Origin of the sequence: Herbinix hemicellulosilytica (assembly GCF_002904165.1) — a bacterium.
Taxonomy (GTDB): domain Bacteria; phylum Bacillota; class Clostridia; order Lachnospirales; family Lachnospiraceae; genus Mobilitalea; species Mobilitalea hemicellulosilytica.
In genome coordinates this window covers 79,424-95,870 of record NZ_CVTD020000016.1, presented here as the reverse complement: position 1 = coordinate 95,870, position 16,447 = coordinate 79,424, and the positions used below count along the sequence as shown (strand labels likewise).

13 protein-coding genes are annotated in these 16,447 nt (G+C 36.8%); 12 read left to right on the top strand and 1 reads right to left on the bottom strand.

All coding sequences use genetic code 11. The features are described 5' to 3' along the window. Positions 1–49 precede the first annotated feature (49 nt). The 3 genes from HHT355_RS07545 (at position 50) to HHT355_RS07535 (ending at position 3,413) form a co-directional block, all read left to right on the top strand. Positions 50–1,441 carry a beta/alpha barrel domain-containing protein gene (locus tag HHT355_RS07545; protein ID WP_103202830.1) on the top strand — a complete coding sequence of 464 codons (1,392 nt, stop codon included), beginning with the start codon at positions 50–52 and terminating at the stop codon, positions 1,439–1,441. An 81-nt stretch (positions 1,442–1,522) separates the two neighbouring features. After that, positions 1,523–2,689, top strand: coding sequence for an isocitrate/isopropylmalate dehydrogenase family protein (locus HHT355_RS07540; protein WP_103202829.1), 1,167 nt, complete (start codon positions 1,523–1,525; stop codon positions 2,687–2,689). 55 nt (positions 2,690–2,744) lie between these two features. Beyond that, on the top strand, positions 2,745–3,413 hold the full coding sequence (locus HHT355_RS07535) for a GntR family transcriptional regulator (RefSeq protein ID WP_103202828.1): 669 nt from the start codon (positions 2,745–2,747) through the stop codon (positions 3,411–3,413). Between the two features lie 241 nt (positions 3,414–3,654). Here HHT355_RS07535 and HHT355_RS07530 read toward each other — a convergent pair whose 3' ends face one another. Beyond that, on the bottom strand, positions 3,655–5,613 hold the full coding sequence (locus HHT355_RS07530) for an ABC-F family ATP-binding cassette domain-containing protein (RefSeq protein ID WP_103202827.1): 1,959 nt from the start codon (positions 5,611–5,613) through the stop codon (positions 3,655–3,657). Positions 5,614–5,792: 179 nt separating this feature from the next. Between HHT355_RS07530 and HHT355_RS07525 the strand changes: the two genes are divergently transcribed. The 9 genes from HHT355_RS07525 (at position 5,793) to HHT355_RS07485 (ending at position 16,319) form a co-directional block, all read left to right on the top strand. Next, the gene (locus HHT355_RS07525) at positions 5,793–6,434 is read left to right on the top strand and encodes a redox-sensing transcriptional repressor Rex (RefSeq protein ID WP_103202826.1); all 642 of its coding nucleotides are present in this window, start codon (positions 5,793–5,795) and stop codon (positions 6,432–6,434) included. 32 nt (positions 6,435–6,466) lie between these two features. Beyond that, complete coding sequence (locus tag HHT355_RS07520; RefSeq protein ID WP_103202825.1) at positions 6,467–7,072, top strand: hypothetical protein; 606 nt, start codon at positions 6,467–6,469, stop codon at positions 7,070–7,072. Between the two features lie 33 nt (positions 7,073–7,105). Beyond that, the gene (gene acpS, locus HHT355_RS07515) at positions 7,106–7,471 is read left to right on the top strand and encodes a holo-ACP synthase (RefSeq protein ID WP_103202824.1); all 366 of its coding nucleotides are present in this window, start codon (positions 7,106–7,108) and stop codon (positions 7,469–7,471) included. A gap of 32 nt (positions 7,472–7,503) precedes the next feature. Beyond that, entirely contained in the window at positions 7,504–9,117 is a 1,614-nt protein-coding gene (locus tag HHT355_RS07510) for an NAD(P)H-hydrate dehydratase (protein WP_103202823.1), read from the top strand. A 7-nt stretch (positions 9,118–9,124) separates the two neighbouring features. After that, positions 9,125–10,273 carry an alanine racemase gene (alr, locus tag HHT355_RS07505; RefSeq protein WP_103202822.1) on the top strand — a complete coding sequence of 383 codons (1,149 nt, stop codon included), beginning with the start codon at positions 9,125–9,127 and terminating at the stop codon, positions 10,271–10,273. Between the two features lie 130 nt (positions 10,274–10,403). Continuing rightward, entirely contained in the window at positions 10,404–10,772 is a 369-nt protein-coding gene (locus HHT355_RS07500) for a type II toxin-antitoxin system PemK/MazF family toxin (RefSeq protein ID WP_103202821.1), read from the top strand. Between the two features lie 27 nt (positions 10,773–10,799). After that, positions 10,800–12,116: a hemolysin family protein gene (locus tag HHT355_RS07495; protein ID WP_103202820.1), complete on the top strand. Its 1,317-nt coding sequence runs from the start codon at positions 10,800–10,802 to the stop codon at positions 12,114–12,116. A gap of 804 nt (positions 12,117–12,920) precedes the next feature. Next, positions 12,921–14,726 carry a sensor histidine kinase gene (locus HHT355_RS07490; protein ID WP_158245925.1) on the top strand — a complete coding sequence of 602 codons (1,806 nt, stop codon included), beginning with the start codon at positions 12,921–12,923 and terminating at the stop codon, positions 14,724–14,726. Then, a complete protein-coding gene (locus tag HHT355_RS07485; RefSeq protein ID WP_103202818.1) occupies positions 14,727–16,319 on the top strand; it encodes a response regulator transcription factor in 1,593 nt (530 codons plus the stop codon). Positions 16,320–16,447: the final 128 nt, after the last annotated feature.

The following is a 16,447-nucleotide window of genomic DNA, read 5'->3' as shown; positions in this document are numbered from 1 at the left end:
ATACAAATCATGATTGTGAATAAAAATACAAGGGAGTGGAGAGTAGACAATGGAACAGAGAAAAGTAACTATTAATCCGCAAAATAACCTGCTTCAGCTGGAAGAGCCCATCTACAGACTGGTTGATGTCGATGAGCCTAATACGTTTCGCAATTTGTTTCCTTATGATGAAGTCCCGAAAATTGCATTCAACGACAGAATAGTACCACACAATTTCCCAAAAGAAATATTCATTACCGATACAACATTCAGAGACGGGCAGCAATCCAGAGCTCCCTATACTACAGAACAGATCGTGACATTGTATGAGTACCTGCACCGGCTTGGCGGGCCCAAGGGAATAATACGCCAGTGTGAGTTTTTCTTATACAGCAAGAAAGACAGGGATGCCGTATATAAATGCCTGGAAAAGGGATACAAATATCCTGAAGTTACCTCATGGATCAGGGCCAGTAAAAAAGACTTTGAACTGGTTAAAGAAATAGGCCTTAAGGAAACAGGTATTTTGGTAAGTTGTTCTGACTATCATATTTTTTATAAAATGAAGATGACAAGAAAGGAAGCCATGGACCATTATTTGAATGTGGTAAGGGAATGTCTTGATACAGGCGTTATACCCCGTTGTCATCTGGAAGATATCACAAGATCCGATATTCATGGATTTGTAATTCCGTTTTGTTATGAATTAATGAGGTTAAGCAAGGAATATAATATGCCTGTTAAAATAAGAGCCTGCGATACCATGGGTTATGGAGTAAATTACCCAGGAGCGGTAATTCCCCGTTCTGTTCAGGGTATCATTTACGGTTTAACCGCCCATGCCGGTGTACCGTCCGAATGGCTGGAGTGGCACGGTCACAATGATTTTTATAAGGCTGTCGTTAATTCTACCACCGCATGGCTGTACGGTGCCGCAGCTGTTAACTGTTCACTTTTCGGCATAGGTGAAAGAACGGGCAATACGCCTTTGGAAGCCATGGTATTTGAATATGCCCAGTTAAAGGGGACCTTAGACGGCATGGATACCACGGTTATTACCGAGATAGCAGAGTACTATGAAAAAGAGATAGGTTATAAGATCCCTTCAAGAACACCTTTTGTAGGCAGAGATTTTAACGTAACAAGAGCGGGAATTCATGCCGACGGTTTGTTAAAGAACGAAGAGATTTATAATATTTTTGATACGGAAAAATTCCTTAAACGCCCGCCCAGAGTAGCCATATCAAATACTTCCGGCCTTGCGGGAATTGCTCACTGGATAAACAGCTATTATAGGCTTAATGAGGATAAAGCCCTGGATAAAAATCACCCGCTGGTAGCAAAAGTTAAAGATTGGGTTGACAAAGAATATGATGAGGGAAGGGTTACCGTAATTACCGACGAGGAACTGGTGGATGTAGTAAGCAAAGTAAAAGAAGAACTTGGAATTGACACATGGTAAGTACATATTTTAGGATCGGTTGACAAGGAAGATTCCTTAACTTACAATAAAATTATTACAATAAAGATGTGGAGGACGAATATGTTAAGAACGGAGCAAATTGAAAAGGCTAAGGAAATATTTGGGAAACTGCTTGCCGAGCAGTTGCAAAGAGTTGAAGAAATGAAAAACCAGGGTGATTTTATAGATTATAAGTCCCTGGATCAGATAATTATAGGGGTGTGCGGGGGAGACGGTATAGGACCCGCCATAACAAGCCAGGCAAGAAGGGTCCTGGAATATTTACTGAAAGACGATGTTGAAGCAGGTAAAGTGGTTTTTCGTAACATAGAAGGGCTTACAATTGAAAGAAGAGCCGCAGAAAATGCTGCGATTCCTCCGGCAGTTTTGGAAGAAATAAAGAAATGCCATGTTATACTTAAAGGCCCTACTACCACTCCCAGAAAAGGAGACCCCTGGCCCAATGTTGAAAGTGCCAATGTGGCTATGAGAAAGGAACTGGATCTCTTTGCCAACGTAAGGCCTGTAAGAATTCCGGAGCAGGGTATTGACTGGACATTTTTCCGTGAGAATACGGAAGGAGCCTATGCTTTAGGCAGCAAGGGCATCAATGTGACAGAAGATCTGGGAGTAGACTTTACGGTAGTAACTACTCAGGGATGTGAAAGAATTATAAGAGCGGCTTTTGAATATGCAAAAAACAATAATAAAACAAGAGTTACGGCAGTAACTAAAGCCAATATCATAAAAGTAACAGACGGCAAATTCCTGGATATATTCTATAAGATTGCCAAAGAATATCCGGACATCACAGCCGATGACTGGTATATCGATATCATGACAGCAAAACTGGTGGACGAAAAGAGAAGGAAGGACTTCCAGGTACTTGTGCTTCCTAATCTGTATGGGGATATCCTTACCGACGAGGCAGCGGAATTCCAGGGCGGTGTCGGAACAGCCGGCAGTGCCAATATCGGAAAAAGGTATGCCATGTTTGAAGCCATTCACGGTTCCGCTCCAAGAATGGTACAGGAAGGAAGAGAAATTTATGCCGATCCCAGCAGCATGATTCGTGCCGGGGCTATGCTTTTATCCCATATCGGATATACCAAGGAAGCTGAAAAACTTTACCGTGCTCTGGATATTTGCACCGTAACCGAAAAGAAACTGGTTATTACAGGAAGAGATACCGGTGCCACCGGTGAGGAATTTACAAATTATCTTATGGATACAATTGCCGTTTTATAAAAGTGTACGCACCTAAGCAATCTTAATATTGTTTCGGATAATAAGGAGGATTTCCTTGGAAGAGTATAATCTTCAGAAAGAAACAGCCGACAGATATACCCTTGGGGGAAGGGTTTACAATGCGATAAGGGATAAAATCCTGTCCGGCCAATACAAAGAAAGTGAAGAACTGAAGGAAAACGCCGTTGCCGCGGAACTGGGTGTAAGCCGGACTCCGGTAAGGGAAGCGCTTCGGCAATTGGAACTGGAAGGACTTGTAACCATAATTCCTAACAAAGGGGCATATGTAACGGGAATTACAAAAAAGGATATTCATGATATTTATATTATCAGGTCTTATCTGGAAGGGCTTTGTGCAAAATGGGCCTGCGAAAACATAACGGAAGCGCAAATTGAAGCATTGGAAGAAATTTTATACCTGTCGGACTTCCATGCGGGAAGAGGCCATTATGACCAGATGGTAGAACTGGATAATAAATTTCATGAACTGATATATAAGGCATCGGGCAGCAAGATATTAAACCATGTATTGTCTGATTTTCACCAATATGTGGAAAGGGTAAGAAAGGTAACGTTGTCCATGCCTTACCGGGCGGAAAAGTCCAGCAAGGAGCATGCGGCCATTGTGGAAGCCATTAAAAAAAGAGACGGGAAATTGGCCGAAGCCCTGGCTACCGAGCATATCATGAATACCATAAAAAATCTTATAGAACAGGGTTTGTAGATACTAAAATAATCCCCTGTATTGAGAAATTCGGTAAAATTCTCAATGCAGGGGACTTTAATTGCTTTTCATCATATCTTTTTTTATTAGTGTTAAGAATAGTTTCGCATTATTGGATTTCTGATTCTGAATAATAAACCTGTATTAGGAAGTAGTATAAGGCTAGCAGGACAGAAAACCTAAATAACCGAAATGTTTTGCCATAGGATTTTAGAGAGTAATATATATTGAATATCAAATTTCAGCTTAAATCCTCCATAGACAGTTTTTCCCACAACTTCAGAAGTTCTTCAAGCCTTGCCTCAATCTGCTCCTTTCTTTTATGAAGCTCCATAAGTTTTTGGGGATCCGTATAAATATCTTCTCTGACCAGAAGATCGTCAATTTCGGCATTTTCTGTTTCTAAGGCACTGATTTCATCTTCAACCTTTTTTAAGTCATTTTTTCTCTTTCTTATCCTTGCCTGTTCTTCTTTCTGCTGCAGCCATGTCATCTTATTGGAACTTACACTACCTGTTTCGGCTGCATTTTCTTTGACCGCCCAAGGGGTAGTTTTTGTACCTGTATTAGCCGACTTGTTCAAATTTGCGGCTTCCAATTCGGCTTTTTTAGTAAGGTAATAATCGTAGTCGCCCAGATAATTTATTATACGCCCGTCGGCCAGGTCCAGGATTCTGCTTGCAGTCCTGTTAATAAAGTAGCGGTCGTGGGAAACATACAGTATGGTGCCGCTGTAGGAATTGAGGACATTTTCAAGAATTTCTTTTGAGATAATGTCCAGATGGTTGGTCGGCTCATCTAAGATAAGGAAATTAGCTTCGGATAACATCAGCTTTGCCAGGGAAACCCTTCCCCGTTCACCGCCGCTTAAGTCTTTAATTTTCTTAAAAACATCGTCATCGGTAAAAAGGAAAGCAGCCAGTATATTTCTTATGCTTGTATTGTCAAGATGCGGGTAGGTATCCTGCAGTTCTTCGATTAAAGTTTTTTCCGGGTCAAGGCTTTGCATCTCCTGGTCATAATAGCCGATATGTACTTTTGAACCCAGGTATATATCACCTGAATCCGCCTGTACAGATCCGGTAATTATCTTTAAAATAGTGGTCTTTCCTGTTCCGTTATTGCCTATAAGGGCTACTTTTTCGCCTCTTTTTATTTCGAAATTTATATCCTTAAATAAATTTAAGTTGCCGTAAGACTTGCTTAAGCCTTCCACCCGAAGGACATCGTTTCCGGAAATAATTCTTGGCTCAATGGAAAAATGCATTTGCATATTTTCCGCCGGCTTTTCTATACGTTCAATTTTATCAAGCATTTTCTGGCGGCTTTCTGCTCTTTTAAAGAATTTTTCACGGTTATAGGAGCGAAGCCTTGCTATTACTTCCTCGTGATGCTTAATTTCTCTTTGCTGGTTAATATATGCTTTAAGCTGAATTTCCTTTTGGAGTTCTTTCTTTTTTATATAATCAGTATAGTTGCCTAAAAAAACTTGAGCTTTATGATGATCAATTTCAATGATCTTAGTTACAACTTTATCCAGAAAATAGCGGTCGTGAGCCACAATAATTACGCTTCCGTCATAATTTATCAGGAAGGTTTCGAGCCAGGCTATAGACACCAGGTCCAGATGGTTTGTCGGCTCATCAAGAAGCAGGATATCAGGCTTGGAAAGAAGCAGTTTTCCGAGAGCGATTCTGGTTTTTTGCCCTCCGGATAAGGTATCTACTTTTTTATTAAAATCATCTTCGCTAAATCCCAGGCCTTTTAATATGCCCGTGACTTCGCTTCTGTATGCGTATCCGTTTTTAACTTCAAATTCATGGTTTAACCTGGTATAAGTATTAAGCATTTGGTCAAGTTCTTTGCCCTGTGCATGCTTCATCTGTTCCTGAAGTTTTAAAATTCTTTCTTCCAGTTCGATTATATCTTTTCTTACATTATACATCTCCTCATATATTGTAAAGTCGGATTTTAAATCCTGATGCTGGGGAAGATATCCGACAGAAGTGTCTTTGGCAATTACTACTTCGCCTTCATCGGCTTGAAGATCACCTGTTATGATTTTAAGCAAGGTGGACTTTCCCGCACCGTTTATACCTACAATAGCGGCTTTTTCTCTTTCGTTAATATGAAAAGATACGGCTTTTAATATTTCTTCCGTACCGAAAGATTTATATATATTGTTACATGACAAAACCATGATAATAACCTCTTTCTCAACTGCCAAAATATAATGACTTTTTATATTTTAGCATATTATAAATATCAAGTAAAGGATGCCGAAAATGGACATATCCATAAATAAGCAATTGATTGACTTATTATTAACAATAAAATATAATAAACCATATAGACGCATAGCCGGAAGGAGGATATATATTGGAGAAAAAAAGGATTTCCAAAGCAGTTATAAATAGATTGCCCAGATATTACCGATATCTCGGGGATTTGCTTGAGAAGGATGTTGTCCGTATTTCTTCAAAAGAACTCAGTGAGAAAATGAAAGTGACTGCATCCCAGATAAGGCAGGATTTAAACAATTTCGGAGGTTTCGGCCAGCAGGGCTATGGCTATAATGTGGAATATCTACATTCGGAAATTGGAAAAATTCTGGGGCTGGAAAAACAGTACAGCTTAATAATTATCGGTGCAGGTAATTTGGGACAGGCCCTGGCAAATTATGCGGATTTTGAAAGAAGAGGCTTTTTTGTTAAGGGAATCTTTGATATTAACCCCAGACTGGTGGGAATGTCCATAAGGGGTATTGAAATAAAAAACGTAGATGAGTTAGAAGATTTTGTAAAAAATAATGATATTGATATTGCAGCTTTGACCGTACCCAAAGCAAAGGCGCCTCAGGTGGCTGCTGATCTTGTAAAATGGGGTATCAAAGGAATATGGAATTTTGCCCCTACAGACCTTAATTTGCCGGATGATGTAGTGGTTGAAAATGTCCATCTTTCAGACAGTCTGATGAAATTGTCCTATAAGCTATCAGAAAAAAGAAAACTTGCCGATTAATATTATATAAACTATTACAAGGCAGGTTGATTATGGGAAAACGAATGAAAGTTGACTTTAATTCGATTATCCGGGATAAAAAGGTTCCGATTTTGACCTTGGATTCAAGATGGCATGAACTGTTTCCCGATGAAAAAAAGACGGCACGTATAAAAGAGCTTGAGCAAAAAGTCAATCAGCTGTTAAAAACCCAGGGAAAATTAATAAACGATATAGAGGATATGAAAAAGCTCAAAAAAACTTTCCTGGATGATATCATTGTCAATATGGATACAAAAGAAGACATAAGCAAATCTAAAGAAAAGCGAATGGATAAGAACAAACGTTATATTGACAAGCTGAATGACAAGATTAAAGAAGCTTCCGAGCAGCTAAGGGAAATTCCGGATAAAATTAAAGAAGCAAATGAGGAACTTTTACTGGAAAGTCTTAAAGTCTGCTATAATAACATTTACGAAAACAGAAAAGAACTGGAAAGGATAACGGACTGGATAGCAAAAACAAGAGAAGAATTAAAAAGGAATATTCTTTTAAAACAAGACTTAGAAACTTTGACAAAACAGATCTATTCTCATATGCATGATATTTTAGGTGCAGAAATTATTGACATTTTTGACAAGATGCAGGAAAAATTATAACTATTGCAAGCTATTATAAAGGAATGATTCTGAATGATAGTAGGAATCGGTGTAGATCTGGTTGAAATAAATCGGATCGGCAAAGCCTGTGAAAAAGAAGGATTTCTTAATAAATGCTATACCGAAGACGAAGTAAGGCTTATAGATAATAACTGGCAGAAAGCTGCCGGGAATTTTGCCGTAAAAGAAGCCGTAGCCAAGATGTTTGGTACAGGCTTCAGAGGATTTTCTCCGAAAGATATAGAAGTACTTCGTGACAGCCTGGGAAAACCTTATGTGAATTTATACGGCAAAGCGGCTCAAATGGCCAAAGACCGGCAGATATCATATATCCACGTTTCGATTACAAATACAAAAGACTATGCAAATGCATTTGTCGTGGGCGAGAAAATTGATTAAGGATATATGGAAAGTTAAAGTGGTGTATAAAAATGAAATATATAGTTGATTCAAACAGAATGAAGCAAATTGACATATATACCATGGATGTAATTGGTATTCCGTCTCTTGTCCTGATGGAAAGGGCGGCTTTGGAAGTTGTTTCTGTCATGAAGCAAGTAATAAAAAAAGAGGATCGTATACTTGCAGTATGCGGTCCCGGAAATAACGGAGCCGATGGAGTTGCAGCCGCAAGAATCTTGTTTATGCAAGGTTTTGAGGTTGCAATTCTTTTGACTTTTGACAGGGAAAAATGCAGCAGGGAGATGCAGACGCAGCTTGAAATAGCTTCTAAATTGGGGATTAAAATTGATAACAGTATAAACATCGGTGAATATAATATAATAGTCGATGCTATCTTTGGTATCGGTTTATCCAAACCTGTTACCGGAGGATTTGCCGAAATAATTGACGAAATAAACGGTGGCAAACATATCGTATTTTCGGTAGATATACCTTCCGGCATATCGGCTGACAACGGAAAAGTGCTTAAAACTGCCATAAAAGCAGACTATACGGTAACTTTCGGTTATATGAAGCAGGGACTTTTAATGTATCCCGGAGTTTCATATGCAGGTAAAGTAACCGTATCGGATATCGGATTTCCAGATATCGCCTTACGTCAGGTAGGCCCCGCTGCTTTTTATTATACGGAAGAAGATCTTTGCAGGCTTCCTTACAGAAAAAGTGACGGACATAAAGGTACTTTCGGCAAAGTATTGGTTATAGCCGGAAGTGAGGGAATGGCAGGAGCCGCATATCTGTCCGCCAAAGCTGCATACAGAACCGGAGCAGGTATGGTAAAGATACTTACCGCGGCAAAAAACCGGAATGTTATACAGACATTACTTCCCGAAGCTCTTTTTGCGCCGTATGATTATGACGAAGATGATGAAGAAAATGAAATTATTTCGAATGGCAACAGAAGAGGCGAAAGTGTATCTATATCAGTGGGAAATTTAATTAAGGCGCTTGACTGGGCTGATGTGTCTGTTATCGGTCCGGGTCTTGGTATATCTGATAAATCAAGAGACCTTTTAACATTTGTTTTAGATGTCGTAAAAAATAAAAGAAAGCCTTTAGTTATCGATGCTGATGCAATCAATATACTTGCCGGGATGTTAGACAGGGAGAGTTTATCTGTTAAAGATCGTTTGGAAAAAATCGAATCCTTGCTTCCTGAAAATTCGGTTCTAACCCCTCATCCCATAGAATTATCAAGGATTCTAAACGTTCCGGCATCCGAGATAACAGATAATATAATTGACATTGCAAATCAATATTTTTATAATAGTAAATTAATATATGTCTTAAAAAATGCCAGAACAATTGTAATGGGACCCGGCGGTAAATATATAAATATTTCAGGCAATAACGGAATGGCTACCGCAGGAAGCGGTGATGTGCTTACGGGAATAATTGCGGCCCTTACGGCACAGGGGCTTGATGCTTATGAAGCGGCTTGCCTTGCCGTATATATGCATGGGTTGGCAGGTGAATTGGCTGCCCAAAAATCAAGTGTTTATTCAGTAATGGCGGGAGATATTGCCGATGCCATTGGAGAAATACTGCATGATAAGCAAAATACAATTTTAGAAACTAGGTGAAGGTTAATTGGATAGGTGTGATTATTACAGGGCGCAGGTTAATATAAATCTTGATGCAATACGTTCCAATATAAATGAGATAAGAAGACATCTAAAAAAAGATACAAAACTTATGGTTATAGTAAAGGCTGATGCTTACGGTCACGGAGCTGTCGCCGTTTCAAAGGCGCTGGAAAACGGTCTGGCAGATGCCTTCGGAGTTGCCATCATTGAAGAAGCAGTTGAGCTTAGAAAGGCGGGTATAACAAAGCCTATTTTAATACTGGGATTTACCCCCAAAGAGCAATTTGATCTCGTTGTATCCTATGATGTCATACAGACTGTTTATCAGTATGAAATGGCACAAGAACTGTCAAAAGAAGCTATAAAACAGGGAAAGACCGCAAAAATTCATATAAAAGTAGACACAGGCATGTCTAGGCTTGGCTTTTCTGATTCACAGGAAAGCATTACGGAAATAAAAAAGATATCAACCCTTAAAGGTTTATATATAGAAGGAATTTTTTCTCATTTTGCCAATGCGGATGAAAAAGATAAAAGCAGTGTAAACGACCAAATCAGGAGATTTAATGATTTTTACAGGCGGCTGGAAAATGAAGGCATACATATTCCGATTCGGCATATGGCTAACAGCGCAGGTGTTATCGAATTTCCTAATGCCCAGTATGAAATGGTCAGATGCGGAATAGTAACATACGGATTATATCCTTCCGAGTATGTCAACCATTCATTTGCAAATCTGATACCTGCTATGGAATTAAAAAGTCATGTGGTATATATTAAGGAAGTTCCTCCAGGTACCGGTATCAGTTACGGCTCTACATACATAACCAAAAGAAAAACAAAGGTTGCTACAATTCCGGTGGGGTACGCAGACGGCTATTCCAGAAACCTTTCTAATGTAGGAAAGGTTATAATCCGCGGCAAATATGCGCCGATTATCGGAAGAATATGTATGGATTATTTTATGGTTGATGTAACAGATATAGAAGATGTGACCCAGGGTGATACCGTAACTTTACTGGGAAAGGACGGGGATTGTGTAATCAGTGCGGAAACACTGGCTTTATGGTCTCATTCCTTCCCGTATGAAATGGTTTGCACCGTCGGCAAAAGAATTCCCAGAGTTTTTCTTAGCCAGGAAGAAAGTAAGTAATCGGTAAACTTTTTATTCAATTGTAGATTTAAAATATTACATATTGAATAAAAAAGATATCACTTTATGGAATACTCACGACGAAACTGGCAATAATAAGAGTAAAAGCTTGCAATGGAGTGTGAGTAAAGTGGTAATTAAAAGAGGAGATATCTTCTATGCCGATTTAAGACCGGTTATAGGATCTGAGCAGGGAGGTATCCGGCCGGTATTGATAGTCCAAAATGATACGGGCAATAAGCACAGTCCGACGGTGATATGTGCGGCAATAACATCAAAGATGAATAAGGCCAAGCTTCCGACCCATGTGGAACTGGCTGCCGATAAATATGGTATCGTTAAAGATTCTGTTATTTTGCTTGAACAGGTAAGAACTATAGACAAATCAAGATTAAAGGAAAAAGTATGTCATTTGGATAAGGAGGTATTGAAGAAAATTGACAAGGCACTGATTATTAGTCTTTCACTGGATACATATTTTAAAAATATATTATTTTAATTTAAGAAGGAAGGGATTATTTTTACAATGGATAGCGACAGTCCTTTATGGGGGATTTCGACTGTTATTCTGCTTATTCTTGTTATGGCTATCATATCCTGTATGAAAGCTGCACTGGAAAATGTAAATGAAAGCAGCATAAGAAAGAAAGCAGATAAGGGTGATAAAAAAGCAGCAAGCCTTCTGGCTTTTATTGAAAAAGGCACAAAATATCAAAATACTTTGGCTTTATTGTTATGCGGCACATCGGCAATTACAGTGATTTATGCGGAAGAATATATTTTGCCGGCTATAAAATACCATATATCTTGTATTATTTTCATAATTTTTTTGGTATTTTGCATGACCGTATTCGGTGTGGTGTTGCCGGAAAAAATTTCGGCCAAGTATTCGGAGAAGTTAAGTTATAGGTTATTAGGGCTTATTAAACTTATATGCTTAATTTTTACACCGGTCAGCTTTCTGTTTGATATTATCATGAACTTTATATTCAGGATTTTTAAAATAAATCCTGATGATAAAAATGAAGGTGAAATAGAAGAAGAGATTATTTCCATAGTAAATGAAGGCCATGAACAAGGTGTAATCGATGCCGGGAAAGCGGAGATGATATCAAATATTATAGAACTGGATGATAAGAAAGCCCAGGATATAATGACTCATAAAAAACGTATTGTAGCTATCGATGCCGAGATTTCACTTAAAGAAGCACTAAGATTAATGCTTTCGGAAAACTATTCAAGATATCCATTATATGTAGATAATTTGGACAATATAGTCGGAATTCTTCATTTGAAAGATGTAATATCCGCATACATATCCGGGGACGAAAATAATAAAACGCTGCAGGAAATAGCAAGAGAACCTTACTTTGTACCCGAAACCCAAAGTGTCAATTTGTTGTTCCGGGAAATGCAAGCCAAGAAAATTCATATGGCCATAGTTGTCGATGAATACGGACAAACTGCCGGACTGGTGGCTATGGAGGATTTTCTGGAAGAAATTGTGGGTAATATACAGGATGAATACGATATGGAAGAAAAGATGATAATTTCAGTTGAAGATGATTCCTGTGTGGTTAAAGGTTCCATAAGCCTGGAAGACCTGAAGGAAGAGCTTGATATAGTAATTGAAAATGAAGATTTTGATACATTAAACGGCTTTTTAATATCAATTCTTGACAGAATACCTGCAGACGGTGAAAAGGCTACTTTGCAGTATGGCGGATATCAGTTTGACATTCTTGAAACTATGAATAAAATGATAGGACAGGTCAGGATAACCAAGCTGCCTGTTAATCCGATGAGAATGGATGAAGACCTGGAAAAAACAGTAGTCGGATAGAATCTGTATATTTTATTAATAAACAACAATATTTATTTAAAAAGTGTAAAAAAGTCGGCCATTAAGGCCGACTTTTTCGGTAAATAACAGGGGTGTTAGTTTACCATAACGTATGATAGGGTGGGAGTAGAAGTGCTATTCACACTGTCTATGGTTATAATATACAACTAATATGTGTATAATTTGTGAATGATATATAAAATAAAAATAAATTAAATTATATTAATAAAAAAGTAAAATAAATAATTTAAAATGGAGATTTATGGAATACTCATAATAATTTGAATAAATAATTAAAGTAAATGAATCAAAAGGGTGTCTGATAAGCTGAGCTTACAGACACCCTTGAATCTATATATAAGTAGGGAGGAGGAGAGTGAAAAATTGTATTTAACACCTTCTGATTGTAGTATATACCAAAATTATGTTCAAATTATGGATAGAATAAAGATAATTTGTAAACAATTTAGTTCATTTTTATGTCAAAACATGAAATATATGCTAGGTGTACTATATACCCATTTTTTTCGGCGGTACCGGAGCTTTTTTACATGATACTTCATGTTTTATAACGATTATATAATTTTGGCATATATAATTTAAATATTTGTGTATATTATAACAAAGTATTAAAAAAAACATGGATGAGTTTAAAATATTGCTTAAATTCTTTGATAAAAAAGCTAATAAATTATATATTTTTTATGGGACTAACTTGCTATTTTATCGTTTATTATGTAAAATAAGTTGTAAATATTTTTAATCTTGTAAATCATGTTGTGTAATTTATAAAGGATAATGGATATGAAAAGATTTAGTTTTAATAACTTTAAAATCAGGACTAAACTACTCCTGATTTATTGTTTTTGTGTACTGATTCCTATCATATTAATCGATTCTATAATTCTGTATACGGTTCATCAAAATTATCAGGAAGACTATCTTAAGGATCTTACCAATACTATGGAGAGGATTAAGGTCAATCTTACCGACACCGTAGAGGGATGTATCTTATTTACATATAACCTTTATTCTGACGAGAAACTCGATGAATTTCTTTCCTATAATTATAAGAGCCATCTTGATTATTATGAAAAATATACAGAAATGCTCAAATATAAAAGCATAAGTTACAATTATAACTATGGAAGGATGTATAAAATAGTAATTTATGCGGATAATGACACTCTTGTTAACGGAGGCAGTATAGCTAGACTGGAAACAGCAAAAAGTGAAGACTGGTATAAGGCATATATCGAAAGTGGACAGGATATCTTCTTATATACTTATTATGACAGCGGAAAAAAGCATATCCCGGGAAGCGGTACCAGCAGAACAATAAGTGTTATAAGAAAACTGAACAACTTTGATAAACGGGGAATGTTAAAGATACTTAAAGTTGATCTGGACTATAACTATATGCTGAAAGATGTCCTAAATGAAAAAATAGAAGGTGAAATTTATGTAAGAAATAAGGATTATATTTTGTTTTCAAATTTACCGGGAACCAGCGGCCTTAAAGAATTTGAACCTGCAAACACCGTAAGGACTGAAGATGCCACCATGTCTATGACTTTTCAGACGGGTTTTGATGAATGGGAAATTCTTATAATGGCTGAAGAAACTCCTTTTTGGTCGGTTCTCTATATGAATAAATGGCTAATCCCAATAATACTTATTAGTATTTTTATTCCGACAGTTTTGATATATTTTGTGGGCAGATCCATAAGTAAGCGGCTTTCAATTATAACGGCTTATATGGGTAAAGTGGAAAAAGAACAGTTTGAAGTTATTGATATAAATGAAGGGGAAGACGAAATTGGCAAGTTAATAAACAGATATAATCTGATGGTTTCAAGGATAAAAGAACTTATAGAAGTAGTTTTTAAAGGCCAGGCAGAAAAACAGGCACTGGAACTGGCAAAAAAGAACGCTGAACTTAAGGCTATGCAGAGTCAGGTAAATCCCCATTTTTTGTTTAACACATTAGAATCTATTCGGATGAGAAGTTTATTGAAAAATGAACATGAAACGGCGGATATAATCGGTGAACTTGCAGTTTTATTCCGAAAGAGCATGACTTGGGGAGACGATTATATCACAGTTGAAGAAGAGATGGGATTTATCGACAATTATATGCATATTCAGAGATACAGATTTGGTGATAAGATCAAATATTATCACTATGTTATGGAAGACTGCAAAAAATGCCTGATTCCCAAATTGTCTATCAGTACCTTTATTGAAAATGCCTGCATCCATGGGTTGGAAATGACCGATAAAGAAGGGGTAATATCCGTAACCGTTACAAAACAGGATAAGGAATTGCTGATTGAGATTTCAGATAACGGTAAAGGCATGGATGAAGAAAGGCTTTCCAAGTTAAAATTTATGATAGCCAATGCAAGCAGTGAAATGCTTTATGAAGCAAGGAGTACCGGAGTACTTAACGCTTACCTGCGACTGAAAATGTACAGTGACGGTAATTTGCGAATTGATATAGACAGTAAGCCTGAGAAAGGAACGGATATATCGATATGGTTACCGATAATTTATGAAAAAAGCCAAAACGAAGAAAACCACAAAATACCGAACAGGGAGGAAATTTAAATGATTAAAGTTATGATCGTGGATGATGAACCGTATATCCGTCAGGGGCTTAGAATATTAATCGATTGGGAACAATACGGTTTTCGGATTACAGCGGAAGCATCAAACGGACATGAAGCGGTTGATGTATTGAAAAATACGGACATTGACTTGGTCATTACCGATATCAAGATGCCGCAGATGGATGGGCTTGAACTGATAGAATATACACGTAAACATATATCAAGTAATATCAGATTTATTATTTTGAGCGGGTTTTATGAGTTTGAATATGCCAAAAAGGCTATAAAATACGATGTTGCGGATTATGTTTTAAAACCGGTGCAAAGAGAAGAGTTAATAAAAGTGCTGGAAGAATATAAAGAGGCTTATTATCAGCATATTGAAAATTTAAAAAAGCAGCAGATGTCGGAACGAATTATTTTGGAAAGGCATTTGACTGCTCTTATGTCGGGAATATATGACAGGGAAAGTATTGATTATGTAAAAAGGTATTTAACCGATACGGCTAATATCAGGTATATCAGCATTGAGTACGATACAACCGACGAAAAATACAATCATTTGTCTGATGATGAAAAAGCCGGGGAGCAAAACCGCCTTTATGATGCGGTGAAAAAATGTCTTGGTAATCACTGGCATCATGTATTTATACCAAGTAATGCAAACCGGGATTATTCTGTCGGTTTCATATATGCGGGTAAACTGGCAGAGATGGAAGGCCTTAAAGAAAAAGATTACATAAAAAAACTTCATATAAATATTAGTTCATTATTATCGTTTAAAATATATTTTTATATCGGTCAAAAAGTAGATGATATCAGCCTGATTTCCGAATCTTTCAAATCGACTACCATAGCAAAAAATTTTCAGTTGTATTCAAAAGTTATGGATATTGCTTTTTATGAGGAAATAAAAGATAAAATCAGTACGGAAAAGTATACGGTTGATAAAAAGCTTATAGATGACCTTATTAAAGTGATAGAAGAAAATGATATCGAACAGATAAATTCGGCGGTAGAAAATTTATACACTCACTTTAAGGAATTAGCCGGCGAACCTGAGATGATAAAGATAAGCATGGATTATTTTCTGTTTAATTTAATTAGCCTTGCAAGAGAATTGGATTCTGATTTCGATTATGAGGAAATTTATAAGATGGTAAGCCAGGGAGGATATGCCATAAGAGGAAGCGTAAACAATTTTAAAAAGTTTGCTCTGGAGTTTTCGGATTATCTTAATTCATTAAGAAAGAATGTCTTTGGAGGAATTCTTGCCGATATTGAACGGGAAATAACGGAAAATTATATGCATAATATAAGTTTAAAATCCTTAAGTGAAAAATATTTCATTAACAGGGCATATCTGGGTCAGATATTCAAAAAACAGTTCGGTGTTTCTTTTAAGGACTATCTGAATAATTACAGAATTGAAAAAGCCTGTGAGATACTGCTTAGGACCGACGATAAAATCTATGAAATTGCAGAGGCTGTGGGCTTTAACAATACCGATTATTTTATCAGTAAATTTGTACAAATTAAAGGAACAACTCCACTACAGTACAGGAAGCAGTTTTTGAATAAAATGATATAAATAAGTATATATGTAAACTAAAATATATAATTTTTTATATTTAACCTATACTTTTTAAATTGAGGTATTTGTGCAATAATGATAGAATATACTTGGCTGGGAATGGTGAATTGGTTATTATATTAAAA